This is a genomic window from Myxococcales bacterium, from assembly GCA_016699535.1.
In the GTDB taxonomy this organism is placed as follows: Bacteria; Myxococcota_A; Polyangia; order Polyangiales.
The window spans coordinates 1,748,589-1,762,286 of the sequence record CP064980.1 but is presented as its reverse complement, the minus strand read 5'-3'; the positions used below and the strand labels follow the sequence as shown (position 1 = coordinate 1,762,286).

Here is a 13,698-nt window from a genome sequence, read left to right as displayed (position 1 = left end):
GAGAAATCCACCCGGGTTTACAACCACAAATCACAAAGCCCTCGCCATCACGAGCTAACTTGTTAGGACAAGGCAATCAGTCTTGCGAGCATGGAGTAGAAGGGCTGCGCAGGAGCGTCTGCATGTGGCGCACGAAGATGTGACGGGGAAAAATGCGCTCTAATGCACACGCAGCTAATGGTCTTGAAGGCTCCAGCGCAGCCCTTCTGCTCCATGCAGCTGCTAAGCAGTATTTTCTAAAAAGCGTAGCGGCCGGTGATGACTAGCCATTGAAAGATGAAGTTGTCATTGAAAAGATCAATGGGAATAACCATCTCCATCTGTGTGCCTAACGCAAAGCGATCATCAAAGTAGTAGTCGAAACCAAAGGGAATCTCAAAAGTAAAGGCTGCATCGGAATCATCGCCTCGGTTACCATAGTCAACATTGATAAAGGATATACCCGCACCAAAGCCAACAAAGGGTTTTAGATTTTGCAGGGTATGATCACGTATATCAAAGGTATAACGAAGGTCGGCCATGATAAGAAACAAGGTAAAATCATTGTCGAGTCCCAGGGAAAAGCGCGGTGTAATGCTGAGGTTATCCGTAAAGAAATAGCTCAGTTCACCGTTCAACGACAGAGAGCTCGGTCCCGAGGTAAAACCAAAACCAGCACCTGCTACAAATTTATCACGGCGCCATTCAAAATTAGCGCTTGCCGGAAAAGGCGCAAACGCCGCAACAAACACCGCCAATACCAAGAACTGAAAGCTTATTTTTCGCATCATCTTTCCCTCATACCTGATTTGCAGCTTTCCTACACCGTCCAATAGCTATTTGGCAAGAAACACCGAGAATCCCAACATCTATTCAGATTGCGGTAAAATTTCGTCTAGGGCAGCATCAAAACTATTTTTTAGCGCTTTCACTGCCACTTTCAAATAAGGGGATACCGACAAATGCTCCGTAGCGACTGTGCCCAAAAACACAAAAGGCAGCCCATAGCGCTGACATAGAGTCTCTAGCTTCACACGGTTTTCAGGCTCGTAACTCACAACAACCCGCGTAGGCTCTTCACTAAAAAGAAGTTTTGCCGAACTAGCTTCTGGGAGAGTAACCTTTGCGCCAAAACCATTGAGCATGCAGCTCTCCGCCAGGCTCACTGCCAATCCACCATCACTGATATCATGCGCACTGCTTAACAGCCCTTCCTTAGCCGACGCCAATAGAACATCCTGCAGTGCTTTCTCCGCCGCGAGGTCAATACTCTGGGCTGGACCACATAGCTCACCAGTAAGCTGATAGGCGCATTCTGAACCACCAAGATTACCTTCCGGCCAATGGCCTAGCTGAGCAATCTCATCCCCAGCGCGGGAAAATCCCATGGGCCGTATTTCATCGACCGAGTCGATTTGTCCAACCACGGCAACCGTTGGCGTGGGCAAAATGGCTTGACCATCGGTCTCATTATAAAGGCTTACATTGCCCGAAACCACGGCAATGTCCAAAGCTTTGCAGGCATCAGCAATTCCATCAATGGACTTGGAAAAACTTGCCATCGTCTCTGGGATCTCTGGATTGCCAAAGTTAAGACAGTCGGTAAGGCCAAGCGGCTTGGCGCCCACGCAAGCAACGTTCCTGGCACATTCAGCAACCGCCATGGCAGCTCCCATGTAGGGATCGAGTCTGACAAAACGACCGTTGCAATCAGCAGACATCGCGAGATATTTTTCCGGCAAACTCCTGCCGTTCTCTTCACGAAAGACTCGGACGACCGCAGCATCGCCCTCACCGGGTCTCACAATCGTTCCATCACGTACCACATGGTCGTACTGGCTATAAATCGAGCGTCTGCTTCCAATGTTAGGATGCCGAAGTAAGCGAAGCAGCAATTCTTCGCAATCTTGCGGAAGCTCAAGGTTGAGCGAAGCAAAGTCCCCTTTAACCACTTTCTGAGGCCTGTCGTAGCAAGGGGCATCGTCTGTCAGCACCGAAAGAGGCAAATCAACCACGACTTGAGGGTCACGGGTTTTATCAGGCTCGGTCCACGGATCAAAGCCCGGTGTAGCTTTGCACACAAAGCGCCCAGTATTTGTCACCCTGCCAATCTCGGCAACATCAAGTCCCCACTTCTTGCAGACCGAAATAATTTCTTGCTCTCTGCCCTTCTTGGCCACCATGAGCATGCGTTCTTGAGACTCCGAAAGCAGAATCTCATAAGGGCTAAGCGCTTGAGTCCGGCGCGGGACACTATCCAGATCAAGTTCCAAGCCCGTCCCCGCTCGCGCCGCCATTTCAACCGAAGACGACGTCAATCCCGCTGCGCCCATATCCTGCACACCTGCAAGACAATCTGTTTTAAAGATTTCAAGGCAAGCTTCAAGCAAAAGCTTTTCCATAAAAGGATCACCAACTTGAACAGTAGGCAACTTGGTATCCGCATCCTCTTCAAACTGAGCTGATGCCATGGTCGCTCCATGAATACCATCACGACCAGTACGCGACCCTACATAGAACACTGGATTGCCCACACCGCTGGCAGTGCCAAAAAATAGCTCGTCGCTCTTGGCGATACCAAGTGCAAAAGCATTAACCAAGATGTTCCCATTGTAGCTTGCATCGAACTGAACTTCGCCGCCCACTGTCGGCACACCCATGCAATTGCCGTAGCCGCCGATGCCAGCCACAACGCCAGATACCAACTCTGCGGTGCGTTGATGTTTTGGCTCGCCAAAGCGTAAGGAATTTAAAAGGGCAATCGGACGTGCGCCCATCGTAAAGACATCACGTAAAATCCCGCCTACCCCCGTCGCAGCTCCTTGATAGGGTTCGATGAACGATGGGTGATTGTGCGATTCCATTTTAAACACTGCACAGTAACCATCACCAATATCGACCGCCCCAGCATTCTCGCCCGGGCCTTGCACCACTTGTGGACCTTCACTCGGCAGCCTACGTAGATGCACGCGTGATGATTTATAGGAGCAATGCTCTGACCACATCACACTGATCACGCCAAGCTCAGCATAGCCTGGAACACGACCCAGTTTATCCAAGACAAGCAACCACTCTGCCTCATTCAGGCCAAAGCTTTTGGCGAGCGCGAGATCAATTGTTTTGGGATCATTTGGCCATGATATCGGTTTACTCATTGGCCTCTCCCTTCTCGAGCGCGCGCTGGCGCGGCAGGAGCACTATCAAGGTGCCGCTTCATGGCGTTAAACAATGATAGACCATCATCAGAGCCAAGCACTCGCTCCGCTGCCCGTTCTGGATGCGGCATCAAACCAAGTACATTCCGTGATTCGTTGTAGATTCCAGCAATGCCCTCTATCGAGCCGTTGATATTGCTATGCTCACCGAACTTTCCGTCGAGGTCGCTATAACGCAAAGCAATGCGATCATCTGCTCTTAACATGGCAAGCGTTTGCTCATCGCAGTGGTAGCGTCCTTCTGCGTGCGCTACTGGCATACGCAAAACTTTGTCTTTTAACCCTTCGGTAAAAACACCCTCGCACTCCACACGTAGATGCACATCGCGACAGATAAAACGGAGCTGTTTATTTCGCACGAGTGCTCCGGGCAGCAAATGCAGTTCGGTAAGAACTTGAAAACCATTGCAGATGCCCAATATCGGAACACCGCGTTCTGCGGCTTGAACAATCGATTCGCCGATCGGACTAAAACGAGCAATCGCCCCACAACGTAAATAATCGCCATACGAAAATCCGCCAGGAATGATTAACGCTCGATAGGCATCCAATTGCGTTTCAGTATGAAACACATAACGAGCATCACACGCTAAGACGTCTCGCACGACATGAAGCGCATCCCAATCCGCGTTTGAGCCAGGGAATACTACGACACCGATCGTCATTTAGGCACCATCATGGCCCGAGGGATAGCAGGGCCACTTGAATGCTGTCAAAGGCGTTATTCGCGTATCGCCTTTACCATCGGAGCGCCGATATGAAGATCGTGAATCCCCGAAGGCCGGTGAGCCGCCACAACCACACGGTTTCGCCCCTGACGCTTCGCCTCGTACATCGCAGCATCGGCCCGGTGTTCCAATGATTCGGCGTTTTCATGTCCATCCCAAGTCGCCACACCAATGGATACGGTCTGAACCAGCAAGGTCGCGTCATGCACTCGTAAAGGCTGCTGCCTGACGCACAAACGGATGCGTTCTGCGACATAATAAGCACCCTCGGTGTCCGTATTGGGCATCGAAAGCACGAATTCCTCGCCCCCTCGGCGTATCAAGACATCCACCTCGCGCACGCATTCTCGAACAGCTCGCACAAAAGCCCTCAGCACAGCATCTCCCACTGCGTGGCCATGCTCATCATTAATCTGCTTAAAATGGTCCAGGTCCATAAACAGAATGCTAAGCGGCGAGTTCAAACGTCGAGAGCGCTGCATTTCTCGATTGAGGCATGGGCCTAAGAAATGCCGATTGTAGGCCCTCGTATGCGGATCGGTGATAGCCAACTGTTCAAGCTCGGACATGCGCACTGCTTGAAGGGCGCAGTTAGCAAGCAGCTCGCCAATAGCCTCATCCTCAGCACCAAAAGCATCCGGCTTCGAAGCTGACAAAGAGACCACGCCCAATACTTCACCGTTGGAAAGAATCGGCACAGACATGACTGAGCACACTGGAAAGTTGGGCTCACCACCCACTAAAAAGCGTTTATCCCGCCGGCCATCCGCCACGCGCGCAATCTTGCCGGTTTGAGCAACCCATCCAATCAGCCCTTCACCTTTGCGAAAAACAGGCGCTTCCTGATCCGCACCGATGCCAGAGCGGGCGTTGGCTTTGAGCTCTCCATGTTCGTCGCATAAACGCACCGAAGCGTGATCTGCTCCGGTTAAAAGCAACGCGCCATCCGTCAGTGCCTTGAGACCAGCCTCCAAACACCTCGCCCCACCAATCGCTTGGGTCATATCTCTTATAGCTACGAGCGCGTCCTTCTGCATGCGGGTGGATTTTAACTACCGGTGGCAAAAAACAAGGAGAAAAATCAAGATTTCTACATATTCATGTCGTTTGGTAGTGAGGAATCGCACATAACCCACAAAGTACGCCTTAGCCAAAAGCGAGATCCTAAGAACACGATCTTGTAAATTTCCTATGTAATTTCATAGCTCAAATTGCATGCATCGCTATTAAGGACGCAGCATTCCCTCCTCAATGGCAAGCCGATACCTCCATTCAGACCAAAGCCCAATTGGAATTGTTTTTAGCTCCCAAGACGGCATGTTTTTTCCTAGACAAACTGACCCTGAGCACAAAGTTTGGCGTTTTTTTGTGTACTACTTACATCGTGTTCTAATGTAGTTTTCGTGACTACATCAGCCCACCTCGCTCAAGATTTTCAGAAAAAACAACACGATTTAGGCGCACTGCAGCCCTGCAGTCCCATTTTAAAGTGGGTTGGAGGAAAAGGACGCCTTTTAAATCAGCTTAATTCCCGCCTTCCGAAGGGAGTCGAGCGTATGCGGCACGTCGAACCCTTCGTGGGGGGAGGAGCTCTATTCTTTAATCGCACTCCTGAGCGTGCGCTTTTATGCGATCTGAACCCTGCTCTTATCACAACTTACACTGCCGTGCGGGATAACGTTGAAAGTGTGATTCGTCACTTGCGACGCCATGCAAAACGACACAGCCAAGAGCATTACTACCGAATCCGAGAACGTTACAATCACGCTATTAACATTAACGATGACGAGCGAGCTGCCATGTTTATCTATTTAAACAGAACCTGTTTCAACGGCCTACATCGCGTCAATCGCAAAGGACAATTCAACGTACCCATGGGCCGCTACGCAAATCCTAACATTGCCAACGAAGAGAAACTCTGGGCAGCAAGCACACGGTTGGCAAACGCAACCATCGTCCAGTCGGATTTCAGAGCATTGATCGAAACGGCCAACCCTGGCGACTTCATCTATTTCGACCCACCCTATGAACCAGTATCCAAAACCGCTAACTTTACCGGCTACGCAGAGGAAGGCTTTGCTCAACAAGATCAAAAAGCCCTACGCGAAGTGTTTGAAGTATTGGACTACCGCGGCTGTAAACTCATGCTCTCCAACTCCGATGTCCCATTTATTCGCAAACTCTATCAAGGCTATCGGATTGAAAAGATATTTGCCCCCCGCGCAGTCAACTCAAAAGCGAGTGCTCGCGGCCCAGTGGCCGAAGTCGTGGTTCGCAACTACTAAAAAGGCACTACTTCCAGGAAAGACGAACAGCTACGGCGAGATCATCGCCATGCATGCCATGGCGAACGACATCAAGGGGATGATGTTCGAGCTGGGTATCGCGCTTGCGGTTGGCACCAAAGGAATAGATAACCAAGACACGCAGTTTGCGGTGGTAAAGATACCAGTAGGGGTTGTTCCATGGGTCAATGTAAAAATTACGGCGCGCTTCAACCGCGGCCTTGCTCTGGCCTTTAGTGTGTCCACCAGACACAAAAGCGCTTTGCTTTGGCCAGCGCAGCCAGCCTTCCTCGATACCAGTAAAAATACGCTTATGAATGAAGCCTCCGCGAAGCAGTTCTTGTCCCTCATGCTCGCCTAGGAAATCTCGCTTTAGCAGTTCCAACTCCGCTAAGGTTCGCTTTTCTTTCTGCTCGTCTTCAGCCCAAAGCGTCGCTTCAAGCAAGGGCGGCGTGACGATAGCAAGCAACAACGAGGCCACAAAGGGAGTCACGATCGCTATGACATCTTTGAAACCATCAATGACATCATCCTCGCCATACTGAATTAAAATCGCCGAGCACAAAAAGAGAAGGCCGAGGCCGAACTCTGCAGCTTCACCACCCATTTGCAAGGGATAGATCAGTTCCATTAAAGCAACACAAGCAAAATAAGGAAGCAAAAAGAGCGAAGGTGCTACAGCACTAAGAAAGCCGATGGGTTTCCAGAAGCGTTCGATGCTTAGCCGCAATAGCGGAATCAATACGCCGTAAAGTACTGCCAGTGCAGCCACAAAGTACCGAGTATCAATTTTTTGACCGAGCGTTTTCTCTTCAGCGACAAGATTGTGAAGATTGAGCTCCTGCTGAAAATTGTGCGCTAGAAAGTAGTCAGGCGGCTTTAGCGCGAACAAGCGCTGCCCCCAGGAAATCTCTTCACCGGCAATAAACACGCAAAACAACGAGAGCGCAATCAACGCAAGCTGGGATAAAAAGTCGCGCGAGCGTTCTTGCTGATGTTCTTTGTACAGTTGCCATGCGACCAAGGGTAGGACCGCAAAAAAGGAAAAAAAGGTGCCCCATTCAACCCAGGCATCCTCAGCCATCCAAAGGTCGAACTGATGAAGCGAAAAGAGCGATGTTGCAAACAGAACAAACGCAACCACATCAAGCAGCAGCACTAAAGGAATAATCCTGCGAACCCAAGCGCCAAACACGAGTACGTGAATGACGATCAGGCCCGCAGGACCAAGCAACCACAACACATCTTCAACCAAGGTCTGCATGGTTACTAGTTACCACATTTTCTCCACTACTACTTCTTCTTCTTCTTCTTGCTTGAGCCCTGATCGCTACTGCCATTATCGTTCGAGCTGTTGTTGCTTGAGCTCTGATTGCTTGAGCTATTGTTGCTCGAACTTGCATTGCTTGAGCTATTGTTGTTCGAGCTGTTGTTGCTTGAACTCTGATTGCTTGAGCTATTGTTGTTCGAGCTGTTGTTGCTTGAACTCTGATTGCTTGAGCTATTGTTGTTCGAGCTGTTGTTGCTTGAACTCTGGTTGCTTGAGCTATTGTTGTTCGAACTCTGATTGCTTGAGCTATTGTTGCTTGAACTCTGATTGCTTGAGCTATTATTGTTCGAGCTATTGTTGCTTGAACTCTGATTGCTTGAGCTATTGTTGTTCGAGTTGTTGTTGCTTGAACTCTGATTGCTTGAGCTATTGTTGTTCGAGTTGCTGTTGTTGTTACTGGAACTATTATTGTTCGAGTTACTGTTATTGTTACTGGAACTGTTGTTGTTCGAGTTACTGTTGTTGTTACTGGAACTGTTGTTGTTCGAGTTGTTGTTACTCGACTCTTCGTTCCCCTGCTGATTGCCATCCGATGAGCCCTCAGAAGCCTGTTCGGCATCAGCAAACGGATCGTTTGCGTAGTTATCTAAATCATTGAACAAGAAATAGATGCTCGCAACACCACTTTGCGCCTGCGCAACCACAACCAAAAATCCTAGCGAGAGCAGAAGGCTTCCTGACAATAACCACTTCTGCAACCTCTTTTTCCTTTTACTTCTTTCGTCCATATTTGCCCCTTTTCTTCCTTTTGCCCTGCCTACTGTCGTCCCACTTCTAAAACGGCGACGTCTGGAAATTCATCATCATCAATGTTGCCGGTAGCAACACAGTAATAAGAGTCCTCACCCCAAGGTTGATCCATGGTGTAGGCGTACCTGCCGCCCGTTATGGATGCAGCTGATAGACGACTGCCGCCTCGAATCGCAAAACCAAGTTCATCAAAATCAGCAGCGTAACGATTGTAGGCTGCATGATAGGCTTCTTGCTGGCGCTTGACTGCACCAAAGCTCAGCGTTAGCTCTGAGCGTCTCGCCTTGGTTTTAAAACGGCTAAAGTTAGCGGACGCTGAAGTCGCCAAGATTCCAAGGATTAGAACTGTCGTCATCAGTTCGACGAGCGTAAAGCCCGCTTGGTGTTTTGTGTGCTTTTTATCGTACAAAACGCACCTTCCCGTCGCTTAGATGGGCTACCATCGACTGGTTGCCAAAAAGAGCCACCGACCGAAAACCTTTGTTCCCTTCAAGGGCATGCCAAATACGCAGTAAAAGCTCTTCTTTGTCTTTTTTCTCAAGAGCGCTCCATTTAGTGAAGTCGAGCTGCCCGACAAAAGCCCGCTGATCTGGCCTACCTGCAAAACCGCCCGACGTAAGCACTGGCGAAATCTCATAAATGTCTAAGGGCTTAAGATGCGAGACATCAGCACGCTCGACCTGATAAAAATCCCAAGCCGTGTATGTTCCGTATCCCAAAGACAAGATGACTCCGATAGTGAGAGCCGCACGCATGACACTAAATGCTTTTGCCTTTGTCGCCTCTGAAAAACGATTTACTCCCTTGCTTTTTTGTCTGCGTTCTTGCTTGCGTTGCCACTCAAGGCTTGCACTGGTCACCGCCATATTCTCGATCATGGCTGATGACTCATTCGTTTGCGTAGCGGGTGCTGCTGCACTGGCCAGCTGACGTAAACGAAGCACCTCTGGATACTCAAGCACACCATCATCCATCGCTTCAGTCAGTTGCGATAGCTGCATGCAATTTAGAACGCGCGCGATTTTAAACTCGGCGTCTTCTGGCAACGAAGTGACATGTCCAAAGGTTTGTTCGATCTGAGTATCGTCTTGGTCGAAGGAAAAATTGGCCAACTCGCTAGACGCACTAGCGAGCACGTCTTGAATCTGCTTGTTGTCGTCCGTAACCGCCCAAAGTCCTGAAAGAACATCTGCAAACTGCTTGAGTTTCGTCAATTTGCTTGCAAGCTCTTGACCTTCTATAAGCAACGAACTGCTTTCCTGAACCACAGGCTTTTGCGGAATGAGACTACCGAGAGTTTTTAGCGCAGGAACCCATGATGAAAGGGTTTTAAAATTAATTTCTGTCCTCAGGAGTGGTCCCAAGCTCGGCCAATTTCTTCCGACATGTTTAGATTTCTCTTCACTGTTTTCACCATCCGCATCGACAGCCAACGGCACAACACTTGGAAGCGCTCCTGCTTCGAGCATATTGGAGAGAAAATCATCACTGTGGTCTTGTTGCTCTTCGCCAACTTCCTTTGCGGCATTCTCCACAAGCTTAAGCTTGGGTGGCTGTCCCTTTTTGCGTACAGGTATCGTGCGATGACCGTCACTCGCAGAAAGATCCACCAACTGCTCTTTTCTTTGGAGTGCAGCAGTTTTGCTTTCTGTTGTTGGCGTCACGGAATCGCGCACGTCTTCCTCTTTCTTTGGTCCTGTAATTATACTATGTCACAACAAAGATATGCTGTCTATAAAAATTACGAAACCAACATAAAATTATACAAATGTAGGCAATTGATGACATTGAAAGCAAGAACAGCAGCAATTTTTGTCTAACAAAATTCTTGCGGAAGCATTTTTGTCTAGGTTTTATCAAGGCTCAGATACTCAGGAAGCGCCCAAGAACCAAGGCAATCGAGCACTCTTTTTCCGAGGTTTTCGTATCTCCGAGCGCCCCGGAGCGACGAGGAGGAACGTACATCAGTACTTTCCGACGAGGAGCGACGCGGTAAGTCGGAGATGTCGAGCGAGCCCTTGGGCAGCGCGAGCTCGTTTGTAAAACCTCGGGAAAAGTCCGCTCTGCGCAGGACTACCGGTCCACTTACGCAAGCCCAACGCGGGCTGTTATGGCTCGCATGAGACGATTGTTTTGGTAAAGGCCAAGCAGAGCTATTCGTTTAAACCCGTTTCGCGAATTCAGTGAAATGGCTTTGCCATTACGATACGCTTTTTCAACAACACCTACGCATTGCTCTACTGGCATGCACTCGGTTTGATCCGCAGCATCACCCTGGGTCACGAAACTAAAATCAAAAGCCTTTGTTTGGGCATTTCGTATGCCTTGAACACAGAGGACACGGTGCAAGGTTGCACCCCGTTTGCTGCGCCCAAAGACAATATCCCCAGGCTTTACATGCGGCCAAGAACACACCCTTACTGTCACATGATCTTTCGGCCAAAGAACCGGCAGCATGCTTGCACCCTCAACTTCAAAACGAAATGCCGAAACTTCCTTTACTGCTCCCTCAACAACACTCCAAAAGCGCGCTGAGTTCGCTCCGCTGTGGTCGGGCAGATTCCTCATGTCGAAGGAAAAGCATGCTTCAGCACATAACCCACTACTTTTTCATCCGGATAAAAACCAAGCTCGTACACTGGAAGCGATAGACTCAAGTGCTCCAAAAAGCCAAGGCAGTTGGCCATACTAGAGCGATCATAAACAGGCATAAAACTACAGGCCGCCAAACGAGCCACTGCTTGAGCAGGACCAAGCCTTCGAATGCAATTGGATGAGGCTTGTCTCAGAAGAAACAAAGCAGCTATCTTTGAAGACTTGGCCTGGGCAAGCTTGGCCGTCCCATGCCATGGCGTTCCAAATGCTTGCAGACATCCAGCAAATTCACGTGCCACGATCCGGTCGTCACTCAAAATAGAAGCAGATGTATGCGTCTTTAAAAGATTGCCTATGGTGCTTTTTCCTGCGCCAGAATGTCCGATAAAGAGCGCAGCGTTGTTTTGGATTTCAACGCCGCAAGCATGCAGCTCGACGCCGCCCAACATGGCAAGCTTTCGCACCAAAATAAGCTCATCAAGAGGATACTCCAAAGGAACGACAGGCCTGCGGGTATTGAAAAAGAAGTCACGGTGAAAGGTAATTTCACCTTTTTGCATGGCGTGATCGAATCGCACAACTTTGTAGGGCACGTCCCCAAACAAAGGAGAGTACAAAGCAAAAACAAGTCCATTTTCGTTTTTTTCAATAAGGCGCCAAGTTGCGCCCGAATCAAAAACGGCAGGTTGATCCTGCAAGGAGCGATTGTCGGCCCAGCTAAGTTTCAGTGCAGATCCACGCTGCCGCTAAAGCCAGGCAAGCGAAATCGTTCGCTTGCCCCGGTGAGCGTTGCCGGAAGCGTCTCGCTACCAACAATCTCGATGGAAAATCCACCGATCCCCAATACGGTTCGAATCCCTTGCTCATCCAGCGAAGCGGTATGTGCATCCATCCACATAAGTTTAGCTTAGGATCCCAACGAGGAACAGCCGGCCAATTGACAATCTAAACCTACAGGGCCTCCAATGCCGGAGGACTTACAGAACCCCAACACAGCTTCTTCTGGTTTTAGCGGAACTTTTTCGATAGTTGGTTTCTCATATGCTTTACGAGAACGAGTCCCCTCATCTTTGTCTATCTCTTCTGCCATGACACGCTCCTAACCCGACACCCACGGGTAGCAAAACAACGTCCCAACCCTTACGCACAACTTCCACATGCTCCAGAACCACATGAAGCAATGGTACTTTCCCCTGAAGCTAACGGCAGCCTTTTTTTGCTTTCGCCACGAACAATGCGTCCTGCTGCAGCCAAAATGTCCTGAAAATGTTCTCCATCCGAACAATATTCGCAGCTTCCATGAGAGGGAACTTCAAGGCCGACCACCAAGCTTCGCAAATGAGCAACCCTACACATGAATTCAACAGGCTCTTCGGGGTCATCATGCTCAAGCTCGCCATTGGCGGGGCACATTCCACAGACAGCTTTAATTTGGCAATGCGTGCATTTTGTCGTTCGACTTTGCTGCTTGCTGCGCACAGCCTTTAAGAAGCTCTCCCAGCCTTCTTTAAAGCTTCCCTCTCTCAAATCAAAGTGCTCCTTTTGAGAAAGCACGCAAATGCTGAGTTTGCCATAGGGATCAATCGCAAAGGCTCGCAAGCCTCCGCCACAACTGTAGATGTCTTTTTCTTTTTCCGGAGGATTAGCTGGACCGAGCATGGATTTGCTAAAATCCTTCCATTTCTGAGCTTGGGCCGTATCGGCAAATTCAGCGGCTACCAACTGCTCAGCATCCAAACGCTGAAGCAAGGGTCCTTTGAAACCATTGGTACGTGGATTGATCATCCCATCAAGCTTAAATTCCAAGCCCAGTTGCTCTCGAGCGAAGCGCTGCATCGACTCCACTTCATGTTCATTGCTCTGCACCGCCACTGTTTTTAGTTTTAATGGCAAAGCATTTTCTTGCAGCAGGTGAATGCCCCGAATGCATTTTTCAAAGGAGCCGGGAATAGAAGTAAGCGCCTCATAGGTCTCCTTACTATGGCCGTATAAAGTAATTTCGATGCTAAACGGCGGCCATTTCTTAAGGTGGTCGACCACCTTTTGAGTCACAAGCGTGCCATTTGTAAAAATCGTTATAAAAAAGCCTTTTTGCTTGGCGTAGGTATAGATATCGAGAAAATCACGCCGGGCGAATACTTCGCCTCCAGTAAACAAGAGCCACATGCAGCCAGCATCCGCGAGTTCATCGAGAATGCGGCAGTACTCGTCGTAACTGAGCTCCCGAGCGCGGGCTTCATCCGACATCGGCAAGTTGTTGTAGCAATGCTTACAATCGAGAGGACAACGATGGCTTACCTCAATCGTACCACTGATAGGGATGCGTTTTTCCAAAGCACGCAAACCGATGCCGCGACTAAAGTCACTGTAGGAACGAGTGCCTATCATCTTTTGTTTTGCATCTTGCTAGAGGTCCTCTTCATAAACATCATCAAGACACTCTATAAGACCGGCTTGCATCGCATCTTTTAAAAAGCTTTCCACATCCGTTTGAATTTGCTCAGTGCTTGCATCATAAAGACGCTCAAGTTTAGTGACAATCTGGCTGGGGCAGCTTGCTTCTTGCAAACAATTCCAGATTTCTTTCGCCACATCACTCAGTACAAAGACTGAGGCCAATTCAGCCACGGCCTCGTTAATGGGTACAACAACCAATTCCCCACCAACGTCTCGACTAATAAACTCTTTTCGAGCCACAAAGATTGAATCGTCTAAAGACATAAAGAAAAATTATCACAGACTACCCGTGCTGGCGAAATAAAGAAAAAAGGCAAAATATGGCTTTCTCACCCATACCGCGTTCATGGGTGCAGCAA

Annotated in this window: 15 protein-coding genes; 1 reads left to right on the top strand and 14 read right to left on the bottom strand. The window is 49.2% G+C overall.

Annotation, left to right across the window (positions count from 1 at the left end; all coding sequences use genetic code 11):
• Nucleotides 1-236 precede the first annotated feature (236 nt).
• The 4 genes from IPJ88_08415 to IPJ88_08400 form a co-directional block, all read right to left on the bottom strand.
• A complete protein-coding gene (locus tag IPJ88_08415; protein ID QQR91715.1) occupies nt 237-770 on the bottom strand; it encodes an outer membrane beta-barrel protein in 534 nt (177 codons plus the stop codon).
• A gap of 78 nt (nt 771-848) precedes the next feature.
• Entirely contained in the window at nt 849-3,134 is a 2,286-nt protein-coding gene (gene purL, locus IPJ88_08410; GenBank protein QQR91714.1) for a phosphoribosylformylglycinamidine synthase subunit PurL, read from the bottom strand.
• Nucleotides 3,131-3,859, bottom strand: a complete 729-nt coding sequence (gene purQ, locus IPJ88_08405) for a phosphoribosylformylglycinamidine synthase subunit PurQ (GenBank protein ID QQR91713.1) — start codon at nt 3,857-3,859, stop codon at nt 3,131-3,133. The genes purL and purQ overlap by 4 nt, the downstream gene beginning before the upstream one ends.
• 56 nt (nt 3,860-3,915) lie before the next feature.
• The gene (locus IPJ88_08400; protein QQR91712.1) at nt 3,916-4,926 is read right to left on the bottom strand and encodes a GGDEF domain-containing protein; all 1,011 of its coding nucleotides are present in this window, start codon (nt 4,924-4,926) and stop codon (nt 3,916-3,918) included.
• A gap of 459 nt (nt 4,927-5,385) precedes the next feature.
• Between IPJ88_08400 and IPJ88_08395 the strand changes: the two genes are divergently transcribed.
• Nucleotides 5,386-6,207 carry a DNA adenine methylase gene (locus IPJ88_08395; GenBank protein QQR91999.1) on the top strand — a complete coding sequence of 274 codons (822 nt, stop codon included), beginning with the start codon at nt 5,386-5,388 and terminating at the stop codon, nt 6,205-6,207.
• A gap of 7 nt (nt 6,208-6,214) precedes the next feature.
• Here the strand turns inward: IPJ88_08395 and IPJ88_08390 are convergent, their stop codons facing one another.
• The 10 genes from IPJ88_08390 to IPJ88_08345 form a co-directional block, all read right to left on the bottom strand.
• The gene (locus IPJ88_08390; protein QQR91711.1) at nt 6,215-7,471 is read right to left on the bottom strand and encodes a hypothetical protein; all 1,257 of its coding nucleotides are present in this window, start codon (nt 7,469-7,471) and stop codon (nt 6,215-6,217) included.
• A 29-nt stretch (nt 7,472-7,500) separates the two neighbouring features.
• A complete protein-coding gene (locus IPJ88_08385) occupies nt 7,501-8,235 on the bottom strand; it encodes a hypothetical protein (protein ID QQR91710.1) in 735 nt (244 codons plus the stop codon).
• Between the two features lie 59 nt (nt 8,236-8,294).
• Nucleotides 8,295-8,696 carry a prepilin-type N-terminal cleavage/methylation domain-containing protein gene (locus tag IPJ88_08380; protein QQR91709.1) on the bottom strand — a complete coding sequence of 134 codons (402 nt, stop codon included), beginning with the start codon at nt 8,694-8,696 and terminating at the stop codon, nt 8,295-8,297.
• Entirely contained in the window at nt 8,686-9,963 is a 1,278-nt protein-coding gene (locus IPJ88_08375) for a hypothetical protein (protein QQR91708.1), read from the bottom strand. The genes IPJ88_08380 and IPJ88_08375 overlap by 11 nt, the downstream gene beginning before the upstream one ends.
• Before the next feature lie 409 nt (nt 9,964-10,372).
• A complete protein-coding gene (locus IPJ88_08370; protein ID QQR91707.1) occupies nt 10,373-10,855 on the bottom strand; it encodes a S24/S26 family peptidase in 483 nt (160 codons plus the stop codon).
• Nucleotides 10,852-11,580, bottom strand: coding sequence for a hypothetical protein (locus IPJ88_08365; GenBank protein ID QQR91706.1), 729 nt, complete (start codon nt 11,578-11,580; stop codon nt 10,852-10,854). Before IPJ88_08365 ends, IPJ88_08370 begins: the two co-directional genes overlap by 4 nt.
• Before the next feature lie 26 nt (nt 11,581-11,606).
• On the bottom strand, nt 11,607-11,774 hold the full coding sequence (locus IPJ88_08360) for a hypothetical protein (GenBank protein QQR91705.1): 168 nt from the start codon (nt 11,772-11,774) through the stop codon (nt 11,607-11,609).
• Between the two features lie 15 nt (nt 11,775-11,789).
• The gene (locus IPJ88_08355) at nt 11,790-11,972 is read right to left on the bottom strand and encodes a hypothetical protein (GenBank protein ID QQR91704.1); all 183 of its coding nucleotides are present in this window, start codon (nt 11,970-11,972) and stop codon (nt 11,790-11,792) included.
• Between the two features lie 50 nt (nt 11,973-12,022).
• The gene (locus IPJ88_08350) at nt 12,023-13,270 is read right to left on the bottom strand and encodes a radical SAM protein (GenBank protein ID QQR91703.1); all 1,248 of its coding nucleotides are present in this window, start codon (nt 13,268-13,270) and stop codon (nt 12,023-12,025) included.
• 18 nt (nt 13,271-13,288) lie between these two features.
• Nucleotides 13,289-13,603 carry a PqqD family protein gene (locus IPJ88_08345; GenBank protein ID QQR91702.1) on the bottom strand — a complete coding sequence of 105 codons (315 nt, stop codon included), beginning with the start codon at nt 13,601-13,603 and terminating at the stop codon, nt 13,289-13,291.
• Between the last annotated feature and the right edge of the window lie 95 nt (nt 13,604-13,698).